The organism is Morganella psychrotolerans, from assembly GCF_001676155.1.
Taxonomy (GTDB): domain Bacteria; phylum Pseudomonadota; class Gammaproteobacteria; order Enterobacterales; family Enterobacteriaceae; genus Morganella; species Morganella psychrotolerans.
On record NZ_LZEW01000012.1, the window covers coordinates 113,704 to 138,810 of the forward strand.

The 25,107-nt window shown below is 42.3% G+C and carries 27 protein-coding genes and 2 pseudogenes; 4 read left to right on the plus strand and 25 right to left on the minus strand.

The features are described 5' to 3' along the window. Positions 1-7: 7 nt before the first annotated feature. Positions 8-1,207 (minus strand): type II restriction endonuclease, encoded by a 1,200-nt coding sequence (locus tag AYY16_RS10915; protein ID WP_067367238.1) that lies wholly within the window; start codon positions 1,205-1,207, stop codon positions 8-10. 221 nt (positions 1,208-1,428) lie between these two features. Then, positions 1,429-1,650 carry a hypothetical protein gene (locus tag AYY16_RS20270; RefSeq protein ID WP_156664993.1) on the minus strand — a complete coding sequence of 74 codons (222 nt, stop codon included), beginning with the start codon at positions 1,648-1,650 and terminating at the stop codon, positions 1,429-1,431. Between the two features lie 402 nt (positions 1,651-2,052). On the opposite strand from AYY16_RS20270, the pseudogene AYY16_RS10920 reads away from it, so the two are divergent. After that, positions 2,053-2,373 (plus strand): annotated as a pseudogene (locus tag AYY16_RS10920) (integrase core domain-containing protein); the annotation flags it as partial. A gap of 36 nt (positions 2,374-2,409) precedes the next feature. On the opposite strand, the gene AYY16_RS10925 reads toward AYY16_RS10920, so the two are convergent. The 12 genes from AYY16_RS10925 to dcm all read right to left on the minus strand — a co-directional run bounded on the left by AYY16_RS10925 (position 2,410) and on the right by dcm (position 11,599). Next, a complete protein-coding gene (locus AYY16_RS10925) occupies positions 2,410-3,093 on the minus strand; it encodes a response regulator transcription factor (RefSeq protein WP_067366164.1) in 684 nt (227 codons plus the stop codon). Between the two features lie 37 nt (positions 3,094-3,130). Then, complete coding sequence (locus tag AYY16_RS10930) at positions 3,131-4,627, minus strand: sensor histidine kinase (RefSeq protein ID WP_067366167.1); 1,497 nt, start codon at positions 4,625-4,627, stop codon at positions 3,131-3,133. Positions 4,628-4,696: 69 nt separating this feature from the next. Next, a complete protein-coding gene (locus AYY16_RS10935) occupies positions 4,697-6,043 on the minus strand; it encodes a vWA domain-containing protein (RefSeq protein WP_067366171.1) in 1,347 nt (448 codons plus the stop codon). A 264-nt stretch (positions 6,044-6,307) separates the two neighbouring features. Then, entirely contained in the window at positions 6,308-6,535 is a 228-nt protein-coding gene (locus AYY16_RS10940; protein WP_067366174.1) for a hypothetical protein, read from the minus strand. A 162-nt stretch (positions 6,536-6,697) separates the two neighbouring features. After that, positions 6,698-6,964, minus strand: coding sequence for a YdgH/BhsA/McbA family protein (locus AYY16_RS19775; protein ID WP_082970726.1), 267 nt, complete (start codon positions 6,962-6,964; stop codon positions 6,698-6,700). A 195-nt stretch (positions 6,965-7,159) separates the two neighbouring features. Beyond that, positions 7,160-7,762, minus strand: coding sequence for a glutathione S-transferase family protein (locus AYY16_RS10950; protein ID WP_067366177.1), 603 nt, complete (start codon positions 7,760-7,762; stop codon positions 7,160-7,162). A 165-nt stretch (positions 7,763-7,927) separates the two neighbouring features. Further along, the gene (locus AYY16_RS10955; protein WP_067366180.1) at positions 7,928-8,623 is read right to left on the minus strand and encodes a helix-turn-helix transcriptional regulator; all 696 of its coding nucleotides are present in this window, start codon (positions 8,621-8,623) and stop codon (positions 7,928-7,930) included. Positions 8,624-8,708: 85 nt separating this feature from the next. Beyond that, on the minus strand, positions 8,709-8,894 hold the full coding sequence (locus AYY16_RS21080; protein ID WP_235846280.1) for a hypothetical protein: 186 nt from the start codon (positions 8,892-8,894) through the stop codon (positions 8,709-8,711). A gap of 11 nt (positions 8,895-8,905) precedes the next feature. Beyond that, entirely contained in the window at positions 8,906-9,178 is a 273-nt protein-coding gene (locus AYY16_RS21085; RefSeq protein WP_235846281.1) for a very short patch repair endonuclease, read from the minus strand. A 277-nt stretch (positions 9,179-9,455) separates the two neighbouring features. Continuing rightward, positions 9,456-10,286 (minus strand): YadA-like family protein, encoded by an 831-nt coding sequence (locus AYY16_RS10965; protein WP_067366183.1) that lies wholly within the window; start codon positions 10,284-10,286, stop codon positions 9,456-9,458. Positions 10,287-10,476: 190 nt separating this feature from the next. Further along, entirely contained in the window at positions 10,477-10,878 is a 402-nt protein-coding gene (locus AYY16_RS21090) for a DNA cytosine methyltransferase (RefSeq protein WP_235846282.1), read from the minus strand. Further along, positions 10,835-11,599, minus strand: a complete 765-nt coding sequence (dcm, locus tag AYY16_RS10970) for a DNA (cytosine-5-)-methyltransferase (RefSeq protein WP_235846283.1) — start codon at positions 11,597-11,599, stop codon at positions 10,835-10,837. The genes AYY16_RS21090 and dcm overlap by 44 nt, the downstream gene beginning before the upstream one ends. A gap of 276 nt (positions 11,600-11,875) precedes the next feature. Between dcm and AYY16_RS10975 the strand changes: the two genes are divergently transcribed. Further along, positions 11,876-12,775, plus strand: coding sequence for a LysR family transcriptional regulator (locus AYY16_RS10975; RefSeq protein ID WP_067366186.1), 900 nt, complete (start codon positions 11,876-11,878; stop codon positions 12,773-12,775). Positions 12,776-12,805: 30 nt separating this feature from the next. Here the strand turns inward: AYY16_RS10975 and dkgB are convergent, their stop codons facing one another. Beyond that, positions 12,806-13,609, minus strand: coding sequence for a 2,5-didehydrogluconate reductase DkgB (gene dkgB / locus AYY16_RS10980; RefSeq protein WP_067366188.1), 804 nt, complete (start codon positions 13,607-13,609; stop codon positions 12,806-12,808). A gap of 362 nt (positions 13,610-13,971) precedes the next feature. On the opposite strand from dkgB, the pseudogene AYY16_RS10985 reads away from it, so the two are divergent. After that, positions 13,972-14,551 (plus strand): annotated as a pseudogene (locus AYY16_RS10985) (NAD(P)H-dependent oxidoreductase). A gap of 133 nt (positions 14,552-14,684) precedes the next feature. Here AYY16_RS10985 and AYY16_RS10990 read toward each other — a convergent pair. From AYY16_RS10990 to AYY16_RS11025, 9 genes are all read right to left on the minus strand, one after another. Further along, complete coding sequence (locus tag AYY16_RS10990; RefSeq protein WP_082970697.1) at positions 14,685-15,437, minus strand: fimbrial biogenesis chaperone; 753 nt, start codon at positions 15,435-15,437, stop codon at positions 14,685-14,687. 30 nt (positions 15,438-15,467) lie between these two features. Next, a complete protein-coding gene (locus AYY16_RS10995; RefSeq protein WP_067366191.1) occupies positions 15,468-16,634 on the minus strand; it encodes a hypothetical protein in 1,167 nt (388 codons plus the stop codon). A 98-nt stretch (positions 16,635-16,732) separates the two neighbouring features. Further along, positions 16,733-19,288, minus strand: coding sequence for a fimbria/pilus outer membrane usher protein (locus AYY16_RS11000; protein WP_067366194.1), 2,556 nt, complete (start codon positions 19,286-19,288; stop codon positions 16,733-16,735). A gap of 63 nt (positions 19,289-19,351) precedes the next feature. Then, positions 19,352-20,068, minus strand: a complete 717-nt coding sequence (locus AYY16_RS11005; protein ID WP_067366197.1) for a fimbrial biogenesis chaperone — start codon at positions 20,066-20,068, stop codon at positions 19,352-19,354. A 337-nt stretch (positions 20,069-20,405) separates the two neighbouring features. Then, positions 20,406-20,651 (minus strand): type 1 fimbrial protein, encoded by a 246-nt coding sequence (locus AYY16_RS19780; RefSeq protein ID WP_082970698.1) that lies wholly within the window; start codon positions 20,649-20,651, stop codon positions 20,406-20,408. 18 nt (positions 20,652-20,669) lie between these two features. After that, on the minus strand, positions 20,670-21,254 hold the full coding sequence (locus tag AYY16_RS11015) for a fimbrial protein (RefSeq protein WP_067366200.1): 585 nt from the start codon (positions 21,252-21,254) through the stop codon (positions 20,670-20,672). Then, on the minus strand, positions 21,229-21,351 hold the full coding sequence (locus tag AYY16_RS21700; RefSeq protein ID WP_156664994.1) for a hypothetical protein: 123 nt from the start codon (positions 21,349-21,351) through the stop codon (positions 21,229-21,231). Before AYY16_RS21700 ends, AYY16_RS11015 begins: the two co-directional genes overlap by 26 nt. Continuing rightward, positions 21,335-21,805, minus strand: a complete 471-nt coding sequence (locus AYY16_RS11020) for a fimbrial biogenesis chaperone (protein WP_156664995.1) — start codon at positions 21,803-21,805, stop codon at positions 21,335-21,337. Before AYY16_RS11020 ends, AYY16_RS21700 begins: the two co-directional genes overlap by 17 nt. A gap of 221 nt (positions 21,806-22,026) precedes the next feature. Beyond that, positions 22,027-22,689, minus strand: a complete 663-nt coding sequence (locus AYY16_RS11025; protein ID WP_082970699.1) for a fimbrial protein — start codon at positions 22,687-22,689, stop codon at positions 22,027-22,029. Positions 22,690-23,597: 908 nt separating this feature from the next. Between AYY16_RS11025 and AYY16_RS11035 the strand changes: the two genes are divergently transcribed. Next, complete coding sequence (locus AYY16_RS11035) at positions 23,598-23,939, plus strand: DUF5713 family protein (RefSeq protein WP_067366213.1); 342 nt, start codon at positions 23,598-23,600, stop codon at positions 23,937-23,939. A 47-nt stretch (positions 23,940-23,986) separates the two neighbouring features. Here AYY16_RS11035 and AYY16_RS11040 read toward each other — a convergent pair whose 3' ends face one another. Further along, a complete protein-coding gene (locus AYY16_RS11040) occupies positions 23,987-24,904 on the minus strand; it encodes a DMT family transporter (RefSeq protein WP_067366215.1) in 918 nt (305 codons plus the stop codon). Between the last annotated feature and the right edge of the window lie 203 nt (positions 24,905-25,107).

Here is a 25,107-nt window from a genome sequence, read left to right on the forward strand (position 1 = left end):
TATGCTATTAAGCAGCATAGATCCCAGTGAGTTTGGCAATAAAGCTACCTAATGTCATTAATTCGGTACGAACTGCTTCGGGGTACTTTTTATGCAAAGCAGAAGGAACGACCAAGGTTACACCTGCTTGTTGCATCTCTCTGAACTGCGCCGGTGATACTCCTTCCTGGAGAGTAAAAAGATGGATGTTTTTTATTCTGTCTGCTTCATTTAAAACTTGCCGCCAGCGATCTTTGCATGTTGTTTTTACTGCAAGCATATGGAGGTTATTATCCGGAAATGCTACATCGTGATACGCTTCGGCAGAAGGGAATATAAAATCAGGTTTTTTGTTGCCTTCAGTTACACATTGAGTCGCAAAATGAGTTAAACCATGCTCAAGGAAAAGTTGTTCAAGATGCAGCTCCAGCGACCGGCCAGCTCTCGATTTTCGTCTGTTACTGACAGAATTAGCCATTGCTATAAACTCATCAACGGACCCGAAACCTTTACGGATTATGTCGAGTACATGCATTTCTTCTATCAAGAGAAAAATATCGTACTCTACGCGCCTCCGATCAAGTAGTTGTTCATCGGGGTCTGAACAATGAGCTGAAAAATATCCGGCAGCGTATTGTATTATTTCAGTTCCTGATGGAAATTCTGTTTTCCATACATCCGGAATTTTATAACTTTTCTTTGTTATTTTTGGTTGAAGTGCTAATCCTCCAAGTATTTCTTTACCCGGACCGAATAAGAGCGTGCCGGGAATAATTTCACCAATGGCAGCTTCGATAATATCTTCTTCATCCGGGTTGTTGCAAACCCATACATCTACATGATTGCTGTCATTACCAGGCGTATGCCCGAAAGCTAATATTGCCAGTGCTCCTGTGTTTTCAGGGTCCTGAAGTGGACTCTTTGGCCCCCAACGCGTAATGCGTTTTTCATTCCTGGTTTTACCAAAAAAGCTATTATTGTAATAAATCGCACGGGCTTCAGTATCTGCACAGGAATGTGAGAAATAACAGGCACGAAGCAAGACGGAAGGATTTTGTTCTCTGGTATGATTGATAGAAGGGAAAAGCTCAGTAACAATGCCTGAAGGGATATAAAGCCCTACCTGATGCCCTCCGGTAGCTCCCGTATCGTTTGCTGAGAGGCGTTTGATGTAAAGGAAATAATTGCCAACTGACTTATCGATTAACCAGTTTTGAAATCCTGACACAGCTTTTTCCTCAATGATAATGGTCTCAGGCTCTATTGTTTCATAAATTAGTGTGAGAAGCATCGTTATTAATTATTTCTGTGAGTATATTGATTATTTTAAATTAACTCTTTGATCTATTAATGATTTTTTATTTTTATTTAATTGTTGAATGTATTGCTGGGTAATTATGACGTTGGTACTTACTTTAAATACGCTAAATATGCCAATATATAAAGTGTTTAGATAATTAATTCAGCCCAAAAACACTTTTTTGAGTCTAAACCAAAAATTAAGGTACTACCTTCTTTTGCTTGGCTCATAACATCATTTGTTTGGAAATAAAGTCGATATTCTGTACGGGTGGGATGCTTCTTTCGTGCATCATACCAAGTAACATTTGACTGGGTATAACTGTTTTTTCCCCGAACAGAAAAATTAACTTTGAATGATTTTTTTTTCATTACCTAATATATCTTTCAGTTGAGCAACACCATTGAATTCATGTTGATTAGAACGCTTAGGGACAGCCTCTACAGCAGAAAGTGATTTTATACATGCGGGGCTTAAATTTAGTGCATTTATCACAATGTCCTCTTAATTTAATTATTAATAGATTGGGGTAATTTAACATTACTCTATAGTTATTAGTGTGATTAATGCAATGTGCTCGTAAATATATAATATTTCAAACGGTCATCTTAGTGGTCATTTCAATTCGTATCAGTATAATAATGATAACAATCAATTATCTACCAACCCCTGCGAGTCCGGCCTTCGCAATTTTAAGTGAAATCAAGCTACCGCGAGGTGGCTTTTTTGTGCCTGAAATCCTGGTTCTACTAGGCTTCTCCCCGCTTTTCAGTCTTCCCTGGTATACTAAGGTCAACGGACCGGAATTTATATCGGATATATTGGTTCAGTTTTGTACAGAAAACGGAGTAACACTGAATTATATTCAGCCGGGAAAACCACAACAAAACGGGTTTATTGAGCGTTTTAACGGATCATTCCGTCGTGAGTTTTTAAATGCGTATTTATTTAAATCACTGAGTCAGGTAAAAGAAATGACCTAGTTCCGGATGCGGGATTACAACCGGAACTGAACACATGAAAGCCTGAATAATCTTCCGCCTGAGATTTACCGGAAGCAACTGGAAAACTCTAATCAGGACTGTTTCAGATAAGGGGAAGTGGACAATTCAAACTTTGCAGCAATACCGTTATTCCTGATAACGGTAACCGGCACTGTGTATGGTTTTAATTAGTATTGGAGTAACCGGGTCCGGCTCAATGAGTTTACGTAGTTTGGAAATGTATTGGTCCAGTGTGCGGCTGTTAGGCAGGTGGTCATAGCCCCAGGCGTAATCAAACAGCATATCGCGGGTGACGACCTGATTTTTATGCTGCCACAGGCACATCAGAATTTTAATTTCGCGCAGGGATAATTCAATGACCTGCTGTCCGCGTTTTGCACAGAGCTCAGCCGGATATACCCGCAGATCGCCGAATTGGAAAGGTTGATCCGGTGAATTGTGCCTGGTTTTCAGGCAGCGGCGGGCGATGGTTTTAATTCTGGCGCGGACTTCATGAATACCAAAAGGCTTATTGATATAGTCATCGGCCCCCAACTCAAGACCCAGTACTTTGTCAATTTCGTCTCCTTTGGCGGAGAGAAAAACAATAGGCGTATGTTCATCACTCTTTCTGATTTCTTTGCACACCGAGTAGCCATCTAATTCAGGCATCATAATATCCAGAATAAGGAAGTCTGGTTGTTCTTGCTGATATTTCGCTAATGCTACTTTACCGTTTTCAGCCGTAATAATGGTGTAACCTTCGGAGGAGAGCATATCGCTCAATCCATTACGAATATGAATATCGTCTTCAGCAATTAAAATTTTCATCGTTATTTATCCATACCATCATGCTGTCCGTTCTTTTTCAGCTTAGGGGAATACACAAAGTAAATTCCAGCCCGCTATCGCAGTTTTCTGCCATCAGGGTGCCGGACAGACTTTGAGCTAACTGACGCGCTATTGTCAGGCCAATACCGGTTCCGGTAACCCCTTCGGTAATCTCTGATTTCACCCGATAGAATGGCCGGAAGATATGTTTCAACTCTTTTTCTGACAATCCTTTGCCATAATCCCGCACACGGATATAAATATTTTTATCATCCGAACACGCGCTGAGCCGGACTTCCCTGCCTTCGGCGGCATACTTTTCAGCATTACTGAGCAAATTGCTGATGATTTGAGTTATTCGGTCGATATCGCTGCAGGTATTCAGTTGTCCCTCAACTGTCAGTACCAAATGAATACCTTTCACCTTAAAGGCCGGCATAAAAATAGTGTGGATCTGCGCCAGTAACTGATTGATATCCACCGGTTGCAGATTGATTTTAGGCGATTTTGTAAACGTCAGCACATTTTGAATCAGACGCGACAGGCGACTGCTTTCACTGATGATCACCTCCAGATAATGAGCATTCCGGCTATCCTCTTCCTGCTCCATCTCTTTCAGTAGCTCTGCATATAGCATGATATTGGTGAGCGGGGTTTTAAGCTCATGAGATACCTGGCTGACAAAACTGACTTGTTGACCGGCCAGACGGGTAGCCCGGTTGAATTCACGATACAACGATAATGCAATAATCCCCACGGACAGGATCACAACAGCTAACAGACCAATGGTGAAATAATAGAGTGAGTAGTTACTGTTGTCAGCGGCGTAGTAGTCAATTTTCCAGGCATGAAGCGGGAAAGGCAGAGCCTGATCATAGGTTGGCTGTTTGGTTTTATCATAGGCAGGGGTCAGTGACTGATATAGCACCTGACCGTTATCTGAGATAACCAGACTGTCCGGCTCATAGTTGAAATCGATGCCGGAAATGATATCTGACAGCAATTTTATGTAGGACAGCTTAAAGCCAATAATTTGATTGTCGAGTTTATGCCAGTAAATCAGTATAGGCTGTTGCTGCTCCTGCATCACGTACCAGCCGGAATCAGGTCGTTTATCGTCAGACGGATGCTGTCCGGTGATAAGAATGGCAGGATCCTGAATAATCGGTGTGATGAGCTCAATAAAACGGGATTCTTTTTGATTCAGTGGATTATACGCATCGGGAAATACCAGTTTGTTATGTTCCAGTACAAACAGATCTTCAATATCACTGTCTTGAGCAATCAGTGTATTGAGCGACAGGGGATCCGGTTTCAGGTAGGCCAGAATAGCGCTGAAGCGAATTTGCTTTTGTTCCAACTGCTGCAAAATAAAATTCTGAGTTTGTGCCACCCGGGTTTTTGCCAGTTGCTGGGTCTGGTATTCATTTAAGGTACTTTCCTGTGACAGAGTACGGTATCCGAAATAGCCAATCAGTCCGGTAATCAGGACGGTAATGACAATAAACAGATAAAGAAACTTTTTAGATTTCATTCCATATCCAATCATGTAATTAATAAACCTGAGATTAGATTACCTACCTCAGGTGAAAAACACTATTATTTAGTTTTTAGATTGCTGCTTTTGTGTCTTATAGGTGTTTTCTTTCATACTTTTACGGGAAACCGCCTCAGACTTGCTATCAAGATCTTCAGATAGTTTTTTATTCTCAACCGCGCTGATACTGGCTTTAAGTTTAGCTGACGGGCTGCTGACTGAACCCGATAAAGCATCTAAAGTGGAGGCGTTTTGTTGAATGATCCGGTTAGCTTCATCCTTTTTGCCTTCATCAAGTAACGTAATGGCTTTCTCATTTTCAATATTGGCTTTTTGAATTGCCGAGTCAACCACGATCTCTTCCTGCACCGCTTGTTTTACTATCTGTCCGGATTTACTGTAAGCAATATCAATACGGTTTTCCAAATTATCCTTTTTACTGGTTTGTAAATTGTCGTAGCTGATAACCACATCGGCTAATGGCTTTTTCTCGTTCTCTTTGCCTTTAGGCGGAATGACTTCTAACAGAACATATTTTTCCTGATTGGAATACAGCTGGTTCATTTTTACCGTCACGTTATTGCCTTTAATATCACCTTCACGACCCAGAAGACGAACCGGCTTAACACCGTCTTGTAAGCGGATCGTTACTGTGACTTCCTGAGCAACCACAGACATCACATCTTTAAATTCACGTGCAAATGCGGCTTCCAGATCGGCTGATTTCTCAACGAAAGCATGATTACCATCGCTATAGCTGGCCAGTGCGGTCATCAGGTCTTCATTGTAGCTGGCACCTAACCCAATAGTGGTAACGGCAATGCCCTGTTTTGCGGCTACAATACCTAAGTCAGCAAGCGCTTTAGTGCTGCTTGGTCCTACGTTAGCCTGACCGTCAGACAGCAGAATAATGCGGTTTACCTGATCTTTTTTATGGAATTTATTAACCTCTTTAATGCCTTTGCTGACACCGGCAAACAGTGCTGTCATACCTTGCGGGGTAATTTTGTCATTAATAGTTTCAATCAATTTTTGTTTGTTATCAGCGTTGGTCGCGGGGATAACCACGTAAGCGTCGTCGTCGTAAGCAATAATTGAGATGATATCATCATCTTTCAGCATATTGATTGCCAGTATCGCAGCTTCACGCGCCTTTTCGATACGGTCACCGGACATAGAGCTCGAACGATCAATAACTAATGCCAGATTGATGGGAACTCGTTTATCGGTATCTTTTTTGGTACCCGTCAGAGAAACCTTCAGATAGTTATGTTCTTGTGATCCTTCCAGGATAATTGGCGATGAAAGTTCACTTTTAGTGATGACATAAGGTGCAGGGGTTACGGCAACCGATGCAGCGAAGGTTGAAGCAGATAAAAGGGCCAGGGCAGAAAACAGATACTTTATATTCATCACATAACTCCTGTAATTGGTGGTGTTCCGTTATTATGGGTGAATTGATTTTTGAGTTGTGCGTTTAATGTATAAACATGTAACTGATTGTAACTGCCATCTGAAACTGAATTTACCTAAAATGGTGTCCGGAATAATTAGACCATTATATTACCAATGAAGTGGAAATTATTTATTCTATATAAAGACAAAAAAAATAGTTTTTTTTCTTTATATAGAATAAATAAAGAAGTCGCAGGAATATTCCTGCGACATTTAATCTGATTACAGAATCGGCAGTGCGATACTTGCAATCATTGCTGCGCCGGAAAGTGCGGTTCCGACAATCCCTGCTGCCATGCCGATAAAGCCCAGGCCACCAGTGAATGGTGCTGCTACTGCGCCCAGTGGAATTGCCGGGATAGAAAGCATCAGCCCTAATGCGGCCGGGAATGCTAATAAACCAAAACCACCATTTGTTGCTTCCATTTCAACTTGATTTAATTCTCTCATTTCCATATTCCTTAATTAAGTACAACAACTATCCTTGGTTGAATATTTACTGTTGGCAGTAAATATAGGGCTGCACATTATATGTTCGCTGTTGACTATAAATATATAGGTGTGAATGATGCATTTTTTTATAAGGAAAATACTCTGGATTTGAGCTAATTTTTAATCCGCAAGCGGGGTTTTTTCTGATGTTGATGAGTTTTCAGGTGATTGATTAATAATGGTTTTTTTATTTTCTGCAGGGGCGGCATCCGGGGTGTCTTTTTGTTTGAGCAATGTTGCTGTGACATAAGTTACCCAGCCAACCCTGGCGCTGGTAATTTTATATGTTGCTCCGGCTTTTTCTGCCTGTTTTGCAATACTGGCTTCTGCATCAGAGAGTGTGTCGCCCCAGGCCGTGATGGTCTGTGCTGTACTTACAGAAGACATAAGAAATAACGCGGAGGCTACTGTTATTTTCAGTATGTGTTTGATCATCATATTGCCTTTATTTTACGGGAACGGATAGGTAATCGTACTGCGGAGGGGGAATAAAATAAAGCAGGAAATGACAGGTAAAATTGTATTTTTACCTGTCATTGTGGTGTCAGTGATATGCCGGAGCCGGGTTCCTGAAAGTAGGATTTATTTTGCAGAGATGACGGAGGCGAATTCCGGATTTAATGTCAGGTTTTCTATGTAGCGGGCAACAACAGGTGATATTTCAATTAAATTATGTTTTGCCAGGAAAACCAGGAAAGTACCGACATAGACATCAACTGCGGTTAATGTATTACCGCATAAATACGGTTTGGCGTCTGTTAATCCTTTTTCCAGGCAAGTCATCACCCGTTCAAAGGATCCGTATCCTGATCCTGCTTGTTGTTCTTCATTTAGTTCCATTCCCATTTCACGGGCGGTAAACGCCGCTTCAACCGGTCCTGCCGTAAATAAAAACCAACGGTAATAAGCTGCCCGTGCAGGTGAATTAAGTGCAGGAGCAAAACCTTTTTCAATAAATTTATCGGCAAGATACATACAAATCGCGGCGGTTTCGGTGATGATATTATCACCATCAACCAGTGCGGGAACTTTGCCCATAGGGTTAATGGCGAGATATTCAGCGGTATGCATGTCCGCACCATAACCGAGTTCAATACGCTGATAAGGAACGGATAAAATCTTAAAAAATAAATCCACGGTATTCCCGCGTGACATCGCATTGGTATAAAGTGTAAGTCCGCTCATGATGATTTCCTGTTTTTATGTTGAGTCATCATCATAGAGCAGGGGAGTGTCAGAAACTGTCAGGAGTGATTATACCCTTATTCATTCAAACTGCAGGTGCGTTGGCTGCACTACACCTGCCGGGTCACATACTGATGTATGCTCCCCGTCTGGCCTTCCTGCATCTTAAATGATGTTGGGTATACACAGGATATCTTTACGCCAGCGTTCGAGTAAATAATGTTTGGGATAAGGTAGTTTATCTGTCAGAACAGTATAGCTGCCGATTCTGTCCAGCCGGAAGTGCCGGTAATTTTGTCGTAATTCACACCAGGCGGCGAGCACCTGAACGTCTTTCATATATCCGACAGCAACCGGCCAGATAACCCGGCTGCTTAATTGTTTTTTTTCATCCTGATAATCAATTTTTGCTTTCAGTTCTTCCCGCAGGCTGCGGCGTAATTCTTTGGCGATTTGATTATCAACCTGAGTGAGTTGTGTTGAGAGGGCAAATAAAGTGCTCTGGCTGAATATCACCTGAGATTCATTTTCAACAACAGAATTAATTTTATTTTCAGCACGCTTTGCCGAGGCTTTCAGTTCGTCATCTGCGTTACTTTGTACCCAGCGTAATCCGAGGATCAGCGCTTCCAGTTCATTGACATCAAATATCAGTGGCGGCAGTAATAAGCCTGATTTCAGCTGATAGCCGATGCCGGCTTCTCCGGTAATTTCAGCACCCTGGCAACGTAATGATTCAATATCCCGGTAGATAGATCGCACACTGATTTGTAATTGTGAGGCAAGGGATTCCGCAGTCACAGGATAGCGATTTTCTTTCAGGATCTGTAATAACGTGAGCAGGCGCTGGGTTCGGGTCATTAAGGTATCAGCCGGTGGTTGTCTGTGACGCGGTTGTATGAGGGCATCATAACAGTGATGTATCTATTATAGTACCGGATGATTATCAGGGATTGATAACCAGTCCGGCGTTTGTTATTTCACCACACATAACACCACTCATCAGCCAGGTTTTTATTAATGTAAACAGCATTTGGTCGCTGAGCTTTGTTTTTCCGGTCAGTGCGCACTCGCGGATAATTAATACACGTATCCCTGATTTGTGTAATTCGCGGATATTTTTTTTCATCACGCGCTTTATTTTCAGACAGTTTTTTTTTGCCAGAATTCTGTTCGTGTGGCGGGAAGGCGAAATTTATCACAGTCATGCATATGCCAGAAGCAGCCGTGGATAAACAGAGCTGCATGCCATTTTGGCATCCATATATCCGGTTTTCCCGGCAGGTTGGCAGGGCATAAACGGAAACGAAAGCCATTGTTATGTAATAATTTTCGGACGTGGAGTTCCGGTCCGGTATCCCGGTTTTTAATTGCCTGCATATTCCGGGAGCGGGTTTCTTTATTATGCACATCCATAATCGGATATTCCGGCTGAGAGTCTGTTCAGTATAATGACAAGATACACTCATTATATACCCAACGTCATTCAAGTTGCAGGAAGGCGGCAAGGGAAGACAGACGGGGAGCATACATCAGTATGTGACCCGGCTGGCTGACCGCAGCCAACGAGCCTGCAGTTTGAATGAGTAAGGGTATAAACCGAAAAATCAGGGGGAGGGTTATGAAGATAAATTCAATGGGATAACTATCTGTAATATAACGCAGAGGTATCCCCCTGCGCGGTCACTATTTATTACCAGCCGATGGCAAGGCCTGCACCAACAACAGAGTTATTATCATTATCGAGGGAGGTATTGATACGGATATTTGTATTCTCAAATGGTTTATATTGCGCACCTGCGGCGATGGCATTGCCGTTTTTGTAATTACCGAACCCTATCCCGAATGAAAAATTATCTGCAGAAACATAAGGGATTGATGAAATAGCGGTTACACCGGCAAGACCGGCATTTACGCGTTTTTCAAAAGCATCGATGCGCTGTTCATTTTTAGTAAACTGTGTTTTTATCTTTTGAAATTGTTGATCGTTTTTCTTCGTAGATTCATTTATTTTATTATTTGTATAGTGTGTACTTGTATTTACAGCATCATTTCTTGAAGTATTAATACTTTCCTGAATATTCTCTGCTTTCTGATTTAATTGCAGGACATTAACTGCATCATTATCTTCAGTGCCGTCTGCCACATTTATTAATTGCTTCTTGATATAATTGTTCCCGATGGAAACTGTTCGTGAACGATCTGTATATGCCCCATATCCGAGTGCGACAGAGTCTTCTCCGGCAGATCTTGAATAAGCACCAAGGCTGACAGTATGGTGTTTTTCAGATTTTGCATTGTTACCGACAGCGACAGTATAGTCGCCCTGAGATGTGGCTGATGCACCTGAAATAACAGATTTATTATAGTGATGGTTATCTGAAAATGAATGATATTGAACGATGGAAGTACCAAAAACAGGTGAGTTGTGTGTGATGTCATACGGTGAATCAGCAAGAGTATTTCCGGTATAACAAGATGATACGAATAATCCAATAAGCGTACTGCATTTAATTAATTTCATAATTAACATCCATTTTATTATGTTGCTTGTGATTTATTTATATTAAAAACGGGCGGAAATATATCAATAGACACGTTTTTTTTACTTTCACATTTCAAACATATGGGTTAATTATAAATGTAGCATCTGTTTTTTGTTATGCAGATATAACTCTGTATTAAATATACAGAGTTATATCCCATCGATATTTTTATTTTTTCAGGTGAAAAGAACCGGCAGATTTTAGTGCGGAAGTTAATTTTTCAGCGATAGCATCGACGACGGTCATACAGACAGAGTTACCAAACTGTTTATATATCTGCCCCTGTGAAACAGCATTGATAATATAATCAGCCGGAAATCCCTGAAGGTCAGCACATTCCCGGGGAGTGAGTTTTCGTGGGTTTTTACCTGCGTTCGACTGGTCAATCAAAATCTCTGAGCCGTCTTTATAATAACGGGCGCTGAGTGTATTGGTATATTCGCTATTTTCATTAAATAAGCAATAACCGAACCCGTTGCCCCGCTCTTTATGTTCTTTTTTCCGTTTCTGATGCCCTTCCCATAATTTATCCGAGATGGTAAAGCGGTCTTTTTTTATATTGCAGAGCATCGTCTGCCAGTGTTTTATTACTTTGCAGAATATTGCCGAGCCTGGTAGGGGTATGGCTTGGTTCAGGCCAGGAAAATAAGGTGTCGAAATCAGCATCCGGGAATTGGTTGCGATCAAAACCAACAATAAAAATACGTTCCCGGTTCTGCGGAATACCAAAGTCTGCGGCACGCAGTACACGGAAATCCACCCAGTAATTGAGTTTTTCAGACAGTGCTGTGCGGGCTTCTTCACTCAGCGGAATATGATCCGGTACGGCTTGTTCGTGTGTGCCGCGCAGGATATCGAGAATGGTTTGTAATGTGCGCCCGCCATCATGTCCGCGCAGTTGTTTTACATTTTCGAGCAGAAACGCTTTTGGTTTTTTTTCTGTCATGATGCGCTGAATTTCAAAGAACATAGTTCCGCGCGTGTCATTAAATCCCTGACGGAATCCCGCCTGAGAGAATGCCTGGCAGGGAAAACCGCCGAGCAGTACATCATGATCCGGAATATCTTTTGCGGCTATCTGTGTGATATCACCGTTGGGCAGATCACCGAAATTGGCCAGATAGGTGCGCTGGGCAAATTTATCCCATTCTGAGGTGAAAACACAGCGTCCGCCCTGTTTCTGAAAGGGAAGGCGGATCCCGCCGATACCGGCGAACAGGTCAATAAAGGTGAATGTGCATTCATCTTTTGCTGACTGCCGGAAAGGGGCGTCCTCAGGGTGTTTTTTCAATGTAATCTCCGGTTCGGTAAACAGCCGCCGGGCAGTGCGCCGGTTTTATCCGGGCACTATAGCACTGCCCGGGTCTCCGGGAAACTGCATTGCCGTTATTGGGGCAGTAAAAATCCTGCTGTAAAAGGTATTAGTCAACGTTGGCAATGAGCCGGGCTAATGGCAGCTTTCTGCATTATCATTATTAGCTGATTACTGATGCTTTACCGGCAATAATAATGTTATCTCAGAATATGGCATATCAGTCAGGCGGCGGGGAATATAAAGGAATCGTGTATGAAGGCAACATCGGAAGAAGCTCGTGTATTTATTGAAGTCGTTGAGCACAAAAGTTTTACTAAAGCCGCAGATAAACTGAATCTGGCGAATTCTGCCGTCAGCCGTACTGTTAAAAAACTGGAAGAGAAACTTGGCGTTAATTTGCTCAACCGGACAACCCGGCAGATTGATCTGACGGCAGAAGGTGAACTTTATTTTCAGCGGATGAAAGGTATCCTGCAGGAAATGCAGGCCACAGAAAATGAACTGCTCGGTTCACAGAGTTCGCCGAAAGGTGTATTACGGATTGATGCGGCAACCCCGGTTGTCCTGCATCTGCTTATTCCGTTTATTTCGGTATTCCGCCGTCAATATCCGGATATTGTATTATCACTGGTTTCATCCGAAACCTTCGTTAATCTGATTGAGCGTAAAGTTGATATCGCGATACGGGCAGGGCAACTGACAGATTCCAGTCTGCGCGCGCGTCTGTTATTTAACAGTTACCGGAAAGTCGTGGCATCTCCCCGTTATATTGAAACTGCTGGTAAACCCTCCTCAGTGGCTGATTTATATCATCACACCTGCCTGACATTTACTGAACCGGCATCACTGAATACCTGGCCGCTGAATACAGAAGACGGCCGGCTGATTAATGTTGCGGACGGAATCTCTTCGAACAACGGGGAAACATTACGGCAGTTATGCGCCAGTGGGGAAGGTATCGCGTGTCTGTCTGATTTTATGGTGAATGAAGGGATTGAGAGCGGGGAGTTTACTGAATTGCTCAGTGATGAACTGCAGCCGGTTCCGCTGCCGTTTCATGCGGTTTATTACAGTGACAGAGTGGTCAGCCGGCGAATCCGGGTCTTCATCGATAGTCTGACGCACTATCTGGCACACATTCAGAAGCCATAATTATTGATGACTTCTGAATTCAACACAGGATTAATCCCATTCAGGAGCCAGTCCTTCCGGGCTGACCAGACGATCATTGCAGTCGAGTTTTGCAATCGCATCACGATCGGCCCGGTCGAGCTGCAAGTCTGCTGAGTGCAGGTTGCTTATCAGGTTTTCACGTTTGGTTGAAGCCGGGATAACGGAATAACCTTCACCCATCGCCCATGACAGAATAACCTGTGCCGGTGTTGTATTATGTTTTTCTGCAATAGACTGAATAATTTCGTCTTTTAATGCTTTGCCATAGGCCAGCGTCATATAAGACGTGATATGAATACCCAGCTCTTTTGCCCGCTCAGCCACTTTACGGTTTTGCAGGTAAGGTGACAGTTCAATCTGGTTGGTGGCAATATTTTCAGCACCCACTGCGGCGACAGCTTTTTCCATCAGCGGAATAGTGAAGTTGGACACCCCGATTTCACGTGTCAGACCCTGTTTTTTAGCTTCTGTCAGTGCGGACATAAACTCTTCAACTGAGACTGCATCATTCGGTGACGGCCAGTGGATCAGTGTTAAATCGACATAATCGGTCTGTAAATCACGCAGGCTTTTTTTCAGGCTGGGAATGAGCTTATCTTTGCTCAGATTCTCAATCCAGATTTTAGTGGTGATGTATAACTCTTCACGCGGAATACCACTTTCTGTCAGCGCCCGGCCAACAGCCGCTTCATTTTCATAAATCTGTGCAGTGTCGATCGCACGATAACCAACGTCTAATGCATTTTTGACGGATGCAATAACAACATCACCTTGTAAACGAAAAGTACCCACACCTAATACAGGAACGCTCATATTATACCTCTGCGATAAATAAAGTTGGGATGGTTAAATAAAGTAATATTATTATATTATTTAATACAGCACTGATTATTGTGGCATTTCCCATTCTTGAACTGATAATTGTGTAACCGGAAGCACCTTCTGCTTTTTGAATCCTGTCTGAATTCTAATTTTTTATCTTTACGATCCGGATAAGGCCTGATGGTGAAAAAGAATACTGCGTTATACAGGTGACAAAAAGCCTCAATGGAACAATAGACTTTTCTCAAAAGAGCAATAATCACAGATACCTGTGTGATATGCTTTATCCATGCAGCTAATAGGGGGCATGAAACAGCATCATATTATCAGTTATTTAAATTAAGGAGTGAGTGATGAATATATTACTTATTAACGGCGGGCAGGTCTTTGGTCATTCCTCCGGTCAGCTTAACCGGACTTTACATGATATTGCCTCAGCTCATTTAACCGCATCTGGTCATAATATTAAGGAAACACAGGTTGATGAAGGCTATAACACAGATGAAGAGATTAATAAATTTATATGGGCAGATGTCATCGTATACCAGATGCCGGGCTGGTGGATGATGATGCCATGGAAAGTAAAAAAAATACATGGATGATATATATACAGCCGGTCATGGGGAATTATATGAAAATGACGGACGTACTCGTCGTGATCCTAAAAAACAATACGGAACCGGCGGGTTATTACAGGGTAAGAAATATATGTTATCAGTGACCTGGAATGCACCGGAAGAAGCCTTTAATGAATTCGGCAATTTTTTTGACGGCAGAGGTGTTGACGGTGTGTATTTTGCCTTCCATAAATCACAGCAGTTTCTCGGAATGTCTCAGTTAAAGACATTTATGGTCAATGATGTTATCAAAGAGCCGGCTGTTGAACAGAATATTGCCGAATATAAACGTCATTTAACCATGATATTAAATTAACGCGACAGCTCCGACTGCTGGATCAGAATGCTGTGGCGGTCAGAGATATCAGTATTCGTCTGGCCTGTGAAATATTCTGCCTCTGTAGATAAGGTTATTCTATGGCTATCCGAGAATTCCCATGCTCTCTTATTTATAATGATGTTGCTTTGCTGGTATTTTTATCCAGTGGAAATGCGTATTCATCAAGTAATTTCCATTCAATCTGATTATTTTCAGGTATGCCTTGTGGCAGATTAAATATCTGCTCAGACAATGGCGGTACCGGTTTGAATAATTCCCGGCTATCAATGTCTTTTGAATTGATACGTAATGTATCAAATGTAACAAAGATTGGAGAGTCGTTTTTTACCAGCAGAGTGTTTTCCCGGCGATGGAATGAAATTTTATCCTGAATATCGTTTATTTTTAATGATTCAATATTTTTTGGTCGATAATATATTTTAAAGACAAATGATCGCATAACAGACATCTTTGTTTTATCACTTTCATTTTTCTGAGAGGAGGGGATAAATAAAAACTTAGTCAGATACACTGATTCTCTATCTTTTGGTAAAGAATTATTCTCAGATGAGAAGATAATACGCCAGTCATAATAAGAATCCGGCATGATTTTATACAGGGGAGGAATAACTATAAACGGGATGTTTTTACTGTTTTCTGTCAGTTGATCAGTGCCGCTGCGTATATCCAGTTCAGCTACCCCTGTCTGAACCAGATAAGGCTCATTTTCTCCGTTTCTGAGACCAATCGAAATACTTTTATCACCCTCAACATAAGTATGTCTTTTTAAAGAAAATAAAATATTATTTTCTGACTGGCTGTATACTGAAGCTGAAAAAAGCAACATCAGAAATAAAAATAAATATCCTGTAATTTTTTGCACTATTACTCCTGTTAGCGGGTTAGCCGCTAATTACATTCTGGTATAAATGCTTATTACAGTTTTTCCTCTGTAATTCCCGGCCGGCACGGTATCGTCAGAACAAATTGCCCACTTGATACCGAGGTGATATAGCTGATCACTGGTGGCTTTTAATGGTAATGCTGTTTCCTGACCATTAAACTTAATAAGCCCGTCACTATTGGTATCCTGACACGTTAATGCCGGACTGATACCATTCAGAAATGTTTTACCCATAACCCATGGCCTTTTAGTAACGGAGGATGATGCTATATTTTTCAGTAATAAACGGGTCGGGTTAGTGCTGTCGGCAGTACCCTCAGTAATACGAGCTGATAAATACACGGGATATTGTCCATCCCCCGTACAATTAAATGTTAATGATGATTCCGTAATTACCTCATTTGTAAGGCTCATATTAACATCTATATTGTTGTTAGTGACGTTACTTATCTGACACGTCGACATTATATTAACATTTGTAGATACGTTAACTTTTAAATATCCTCTTGCCGCCTCAATTGCACCTTCCGTTGTAATGTACAGTGGTGCACCGGTATATTTTAGTGCCCCTGACGCTACCGGACGGGAGAAATAAATAGGATACTGGACTTTATCGTATATCATCATTTGTTTAGACCAGGTTGGTGGCACAGATTTACCAGACGGATAAAAACAGGTATACGAATTATCAGATGATGCAGCACCACTCCCCGTTGGCGGGCTAAAAAAAAGCCCTGACATAGTCCATCCTTCCGAGTGGTCTTTACCAATAATAGTAGTGTATTGTAATGTGGGTATAACATAGGCTTTTACAGCAGGATTAGTGCTGTTTACCAGCTCTAACCCTTTTTTATTTGTGCCGGGAATGGCGCCAAAAATATTTCTTCCACCCGAACACGATGAATTATTGCCGGATAAGCCAGTTAACGTAAATATACTTAACCATGTATCGTTTTTTGTGTTGTATGCGGTCGTAAGGGTCATCGATGTTGTCCCGGTCAGTGTTCCCTCCAGGTAATGAGCCGTCGCAGGGTTCGGTGTTTTAGCCAGATCAACTTCACCGTTTAGTGTCAGGTTCATTGTGCCGAAATTAGTTGCTCCGAATACGGTACCCTGTGATAGAACAGAGCCGGTGATACACAATAATGCAGCCAGTCGTTTATATATTTTATTCATTTGTTCTGCCTGTTATACCTGAAAATAGTATTCAGCTGTTTATTACCATTTATTACTATGCTCCGGAACTCACCTGTTCAGATAAGATACCCGCAGAATTACTCACACACGGCGTCAAATATCCGGATCGGCTGCCCCTGAGAAACCGGTAATTTTCCGATATCAGTAAAGGTTACACGGCACTGTTGTTTCTGCCCGTTACCCCAACCGATATACAGATTGCCGGACTCCGGCAAACCACTCATAAACAGCTGGTTATTATCACCGACAATACCTGTATTTTCTTCACCGGTATCACTGTCCGCCAGTGTGGCCACCGCACCGAACGGCAGCATCGTACCATTACGAAGTTTCAGGTTAATAATAGCCTGATACCCGACTTTGGTATTAAATTTAGCCTTAACGATTGCACCAGCGGTCGGGTAAACTGTTTTGGTGGTTTCATTCAGCATCACATTATCCGGCAACGTATTGACATCCAGACTGATAATATTGGCATTGTACGGAGAAACATACGGATATAATCCATAACCTCCGCTATTTATTACACTCTTCTGATTACTGATATGTGTTCCGTCCGCCCCCGGTGCCTCGATAATGGCCAGACTGCTGCCCAGACTCTGACCTGCCAGAATTCCGCCTGAATGTATCACCAGACTTCCTCCCACACTCCCGTTAACGGACCGGTAATCTTTACTGTAGTTATACCCGAGTGAGGCCGTTCCTTTACTGCCGGAGTAGTTGGTATACACATTGCCGCTGTTGCCTTGCCCTTTATTGGCATAGCTCTGCGAAATCCCGTATGTGAAACGGTTATCCAGGGCTGAGCCGGACAAGCCGGCCTGCTGGTTAACCCGGCCATTATTATCCTGTGAGTAGGTATAAGTGCTGCTTATACCCCGGACCAGCGTGTTATTAGAAAAAATACTGAACGGTACGCTGATATTCACACTAAACTGCCGGTTTTCCGGCCAGCTGTTTTCTGATTTGATTCGATCAATACTGTAGTTAAGAGAATAACTTACTGATTTATAAGAACCATTATACCCGGCTGAAATCTGTCTCACTTCGCTGTCTGAGCCCCAGAAGTCATAAATGCTGCCGGACAGATAAAGGTTACCGTAATCTCCGAGAGACTGAGATAATGAAGTTGTAAAGCTGCTGCGCTGACGCTGGTTCAGCCAGGGGGATACACCGTCTTTTAACCGGTAATCATGGTTATTAAAATCAGCAAAACTGAAATAATCCCGCGTCGAATAACGCAGTGCTGTCAAATCCACCGAGGTTCCGGTGGTCGTCATACTCTTCGAATAGCGAAGGCGGAATGACTGTCCCTTTCTCTGGCCGGTATCGCCGCCAAGTTCCGCTGATGCATGCGTGATATCAGCAGAAAGCGCACCGAAGACACCGAGTGAAATACCTGCACCTCCGGCGGCCGAAAGATAACTTTCCGCCGCCAGAACACCACCGTATAACGTTACGTTGCCCGGCAGACCGTAGATACCTGTGGCACTGGCAAAGGTACTTTTTTTGCTTCCCTGCGTAATTCCGCCATCATACTGCCCGGCGACAACCTCATACTTAATTCCTCCGGGGCGCAACATCACCGGTAATGAGGAAAATGCAATGGTAAATGTTTTCTCCGTTCCATTTTCTTCTGTAACGGTCACATCCAGGTCACCGGTATTGCCGGACGGAGAGATATCTTTCAGGCTGAACGGGCCGGGAGCCACATAAGTCTGATAAACCACATAGCCATTCTGTCTGACAGTCACCCGCGCATTGGACGTTGCAATCCCGCTGACTTCCGGGGCAAACCCGCGCAGGCTGGCCGGCAGCATTTGTTCATCAGAGCCGAGTTTTCCGCCCCGGAACGGAATGCTGTCAAACACATCAGAAGATGAAACCGACTCGCCCAGTGTAAGAACTGAGCGGAGCTGATGGAATGCCCGCGTGATGTAGGTATTGCTGAAATTTGTATCAGTTATCGTATTTCCTGACACCCGGCTCCGGCTGTAAGAACCCGTGGAGCGGGCCCGCCAGGCGCCCAGATTGATACCGGACTGAACAGTGGCAAATGCCGTATCATTAGTATCAGCTGCGCCCCCCGGTGTATCATTCCGGTTCCGGCTGCCGCTGACGAAGTAACTGAGAAACATCGCGGGGATCCCGTCGTCCAGTAATGACGGGTCAATAAATCCTTCAGCTTTATCTGTCATTGCTATCTGCGGGATACTGATCTTCATTGTTAAATCTGCGATATTTACCTGTATCCCGGAATCCGGGACATATGCCGGCAAATTCAGAATGACAGTATCCGGCGGCAGAATATTTAGCTGACTTATTGCTTTAATGTTGACTCCCCAGCTTTCCAGAAGGGCAGGGGTGAGTTCGGGAACGGTTTTTCCATCAGCGTCAGGCACAAAGGTTATCACCTGATCCCCAAGGTTATTCCGGTTGACCTGTATATTAATAGCAAATTTACCCGTTGGTATACTGTCATCTTTTGCAAACTGTGAGAGGTCAACCTGCGTCGGGTCTATACCTAACTGACTATCCAACATAGCCGGATCAAAATAATCGTCACTGTAGGAATAAAAAGACCAACATATCAGTGAGGATAACAGACAGATCCTGAATTTTGAGCATTTCATTCCTTGTACCTTTTTATCTTTCATAAGGAATTGCAATAGGTGACATCACTCAATCCGACAAAATCATTCTGCTGCGACCGGCATATTATTTTTCTGATAAGCGGGCTGAAAATGAATCGTTTCTGAGCGACCGCCGAAATCATTAATTACTTGCCAGTCAGCCTGCTGAATATCAGCCGTGCTATCTATTTTTTGCAGACCTGACGGGGACATCAGAATACTACCGGGTTGAGGGTGATGATTTACCGTCAGGTTGGTCACAGTCAGGTAATAAGGTGTCGGATTATAAATGTTCCAGCCCTGATTATTTTTAACTAATGTTATTTTTTCAAAAACAGGCTGTTCTGGTGCTGGTAATGTAGCAGGCCGGTAATGTAGTTTAACGACAATGGAGGTGACGAAAACTAAATCAGCCCCGGGGGTATTATTTTTGCTGGTATTTAAAGCCGGAATAGCCCGGACTTTTAAATAAAAAATGGATTCTTTATCTTTCGGTAATTTATCGGTGCTTTTGGGTATTATTCTGACCGAATAATCACTATTGGCATTAAGCCGGAATAAAGGGGGCGAAATGATAAACGATTCGCTCGGTGCTCCTTCCGGTGTTTGGATAACAGAGGCCTGGATCAGGTATGGTTTATCACTGCCATTATTAATATCAACTGTTTGATTTTTTTCTGTAGCTGAAAAAATAATCCGGCTTTTACTCAGACCGATACCTCCGGCAGATACGGTCTGGACCAGCAGTGACAGAAAAATTACCAGTACTATATTTCGCATAAATAATATCCTGAATTCACTATAGTTGCTTAATCGACCATGTAGGTCAGTGTAACTGTAGCTTTAAAATTACCCACGTTTTCTGCTGATGCAGAACAGTCAGCAATACCATTTCTGCACATCAGATAGGCTGTAAATGTTTTTGTAGCAGATGCGGATGTGAAACCGCTCCACATCGTATTTTTTTACCTTAGTAAAAAATACATCATCTGACTGTTTGGCATTGTTTTTATCTGATATTCTCACCGCGAAGTTTTTATTTTCAGGAGAGTCCAGGTATCCATCATTAATATAATTTCCGGAGATTAATATCTTATTGTTTGTGAAATTATTATTTTTACATCGCACCAGTTTGACAATAAAATCTTTTTTTTATATTACCGGCTGCCGCATCCGTTTTGAATTTTTCAAGTGGTATACTTCCAAAATCCACCATGTTGACAGCGGTTCCTTCCACAGTAATTTCACAAGTATTAGCCAGTACCTTCACATTAAATGTAAATTCTGCATTATCAGCCGCCGGAAGCATCCCGGTCCAAAAGGATAATAATGATATAGTGATCATAAGCAGATATTTTTTCATTATCATGTTTCTTTATGATTACGGCTGAATAAGTGTTAAATCAATTGCAGCAACCAGATCTCCGGACTGCGCCGGCAGCTCACTGATTTTAACGATACTGACTTCAAATTGAGTCTCCAGTTCACCATTGTGTGTCACAACAGACGAGACTCCTGCAACAGATGAAGGAAACGTGACAAGCTGACAGCCCGTTTTATCCTGGTTACACTGTCTCAGTACAAATCCTGCGTTCTGCTGGTTTGAATCAGGAAATATCTTATTATCTGTACTGATCCGGGTTCCGTTTGCCGGGGTTATTTTTATCATCTGTACCGGTTTCCCGGATGATACATCAAACCCCGAACACGCATACCGGAATGTAAATGGCACTGTATAGGTGGTATCACTGGTATCTGTTTTCAGTCTTCGGGTTTCAACTAATTCAGTAAATAAAACTTCTTTGTCAGCCATGTTAACAACACAGGAGCCACGGGTGATGGTTCCGGTTACCGTAAAGGTTTCCGCATGAGTTATACCGGACAGACCCGGGCCTATCAGGATAAGTACCATTGCCTGAAGGTAGAAAACTGAGATCGCATCAGTGAATCTGTGCACTAAACTCATTATCTCCTCCTAAATCATTAATGACCGTCCATTCTGCAATTCCTTTACGGGCATTTACCGGTACGGAGTAACTGAGCGAATCAAATGGCGGGATCATTGTATTTTTTTTTAGCCATACTTAAATCAACTTTGATACCGTTTAACACCAGGCGGTTAAGGGAAATATAATATGGCGAATTGTTTGCGACTGTAATACCTGAAGAGGTTGCGTTGACTGCCAACTGAGGGTACGCCTCCTCAGGTGACATTTTAAGATTACCCGGCCGGTAAAATATTTTAATAATATTATCGTAGGCTATACTCAATGCGTTACTTTTAGTACTGCTGCTGGCTGCTGGTATCATAACAGCATGCAGATAAAAAACGGTTTCACGATCGGTAGGTAAAGATGATGTATTTGCATAAATACGAACCTCCTGATTTGTTCCTTTCAGGACTTTAACTAAAGGAGGTGAAACACTGAATAATGGTGAAGGTACATTGTCATCATTAGTCACACTAAATTTAGATAAAAAAATTAATATCTGTATTGTTTCGGGCCGAAACTGCAATACTCTTACTCTCCTGTGGGTATACCAGGCGAGTGGCGTTCAGGCTGACGCCGGCCGGGAAAGCAGGCAACGATATAAATAAAAACATTATAAAAAAAATATGATTTTTTATTTTTGATAATATTTCTTTTTTAATTGAAAACATTTTTATTTATACCTATATGGAAAATAATATACAGAGGCTTTTTCAAGCCTCTGAGTGTTACATATATCTTATTTTATTAGTTATATGCTACGCTGAAAGTTACCGGTACACTCATAACTTCTGCTTTCGCAGCATCAGCTGCCTGGGTCAGTATTAAATTAGCTTTTAACGGAATTGATGCGTTTGTTCCTTCTGACACTTTGGTAATGTCTGCTAATTGAGTAGCCTGATTCGGAATAAGAGTAGTTCCTGTTGCTGCATCAGCACCATAGAAAATCTGAACAGCAAGAGACTGTGCTGCTTTATTCGCAAAATATTTCTGAGAGTAATTTGATGCCTGACCGTCAGCATAAACAAATACTTTTGCAGGATCAGCAGCTTTAGAGCAGTTAGTCAGCACCAGACTAAAATCTTTGGTTACCCCAATCTGAGTGTCAGCAGCGGCTGCACCCAGTTTATCAATAGTAAAGATACCGAAATCAACGGTGTCACCTTCGGTGGTTGAAGAGACATCACATGCAGCGTCACGTAACTGCGCTTTAAAGGTGACGGTTGCCCCTTGTTTAGACGCTTCACCAGCGGCAAATGCAGCAGTAGATACCATCAGACCAGTCAGAACAGCAGCAGAAATTACTTTTTTTTGAAAAAAAACATAATAAACCTCATATTTATTAAGGGTAAGTACGTCTGTCTGTTCTGAATAGACAACAGGCAGAAGAGTGTTTGCATATAAAGGCAACGGAATAACATTAATATTATTTCACTAAATTTATATATCAATTAGTCATTAAAAGATGAATGAATCATTTAACAATGTAATACATTAATTGAATTGTATTAACATATTGACCTTTTTTTTATAAATGATAAAAGAGAAACTCTGGTTATTTATAACCAGATTTTTTTTATTCACACTGAATTGGATTTTACATATTATAGTAATAACTATAATTAAATGTAAGTAGGAATATCGGCAAGTGACTCGTGAAATATAATGTTTTATTCTAAAATATGTTTTTTTTAGCATTGCGCTGTATTTTATTCCTTTTTAAATTACAAAAACAAGATTTAACACTAACACCAGACATCTTAATTTCAAACTTAATGATAAACAACCAATAACAATAAAAATCAATTTTAACTAAATATTTGAACTAAATCATAATAATATCATGTTGTTATGATTCAGTATCCCGTGCTGAGTTTTGTGAACGTCCGCTGATGCAGAAATTGCACCGGTAGAGTTTTATTCCGGAAAATCACACCACAGGTAAAATGCAGCATCATCTTATAACTTAGTGATTTTTCTATTTTTTCATGCCAATATTCGTTGTGTCCTTTGTTCATGCACAGGTGAAGATGTTGACCCGGTCTGGTCTGAAGCAGGGCCCCGGATTTCAAATTGTTCCGGACACTTTCAGGGTTATTTCATAAAATGATTTTTTTTATTACTCTGTCGTATTTTTTATTTTCAGAATAAAAAACCACAAGCACACTCTGTTTAGTTTCATGTAATCACTTTATTATCCCGGATAATAATTAGTACAGAGTTTTTCCATTATTTTAAAACCCGGGAAAATTAAAATGGAATGTAGTATAAGAAAAGGTGAAACGATTATTTTTTAAGAAATTTACAAGGACACCGCAATGCCCGTAACTAACCCGGCTATTCTGAACGCCAAACTCTTACATGATATGTATAACGACAGCTACTTTCCGGATCATCTGGTAAAGCAGGGGGAGGATATTTTGCTGCGTTTGTGTGAAACCCTGGAAAGTAACCCGCCGGCGGATTTGGCGGCACTGTATGTACTGACAGCGCGGGCGACAGAAGAGTTTAATGATTTGCAGGAGGCATTTGGTGAAGCGGGCAGCGAGATTGAAACCGTTGCCCGTGAGTCTATCGGTAATTCTTTTTATATTATTGCCTGTGCCTATGGTTTTGAAGATGCCGATCCGGAGACGTTGATCACGGAACGGGACTGGTAAGCAGATATAACAGTAAGAGACAGGTGCCGGAAACACCGGCACCTGGTTTATTTTACCGCTGCTGCACTGTCAGCGTTTTTTCGTTTTTTTCCCTGACTGACCAGCAGCCAGACGGCAGCACTGACAATTAATGCGCCGAAGAAAAAATTCGGACTGAGCGTTTCATCAAGCACCAGATATCCCCAGAGAATACCGAATGGCGGGATCATAAATGTCACTGTCAGTGAGCGCATCGGACCAATGTCGGCAATCAACCGGAAATAGAGAATATAAGCTATCGCGGTACACAGCAGCCCGACGGCAATGACACTGCCCCAGACCATCGGCTGCGCCCAGTTAATGTCCGGTCCGGTTGTGACTGAAAAACCAAAAAACGGCAGCAGGAAGAGTGTGGCACCCAACTGGCTGCCAAATGCGACCAGTTTGGCATCCAGCCCGCCTTTGTCGTTTATCCAGCGGCGCGTCAGGAAACCGGCAAACCCGTAACAGGCAGTTGCTGTCAGACATGCGAGAACCCCCCACAGCAAATACGCGGAGGTCTGACTTTCACCCACCGTGGTGATGACGACTATGCCGATTAGGCCCAGCAACACACCCAGCCATTTTCGCAGAGTCAGGGTTTCTGAAAAGAAAGCAAAGCCAATCAACGCGCCCATCAGAGGTGTGGTGGCATTGAGGATTGCCGAGTAACCGGCGGGCAGCCATTGCGCCGCCAGGCAATACATAAAGAAAGGAATGCCGGAGTTAATCACACCCAGTAATAATATCGATTTAAGTTTTCCGTCAAACCGGAGTGCCCGGCGCATGACCAGCAGGATTACCGCAAGACCGGCACAGCCGAAAAACACGCGCAAAAATGCCGTATTGACGGCGCCTAACTGCGGAGCTGCCACCCGCATAAAAAGAAAACTGGCGCCCCAGATTGCCGCCAACAGTGTGAGTCTCAGATAGTCCGCCGCCCGCATGGGGGTCTCCTTATTTTGTGATGATTATACGCCTGTATTCAGGTGGGATAGACCCGCAGGTATCCGGGATACCCAACTGCACAATAATACACTTTGCATGAATACAGCAGATAAATCATCAGGGCGAATATTTCTTCTTGTGATAATCATTCTCAGTCAATATTATTTACGTCCAAATGATGCCCTATTGATCCTCACTTATT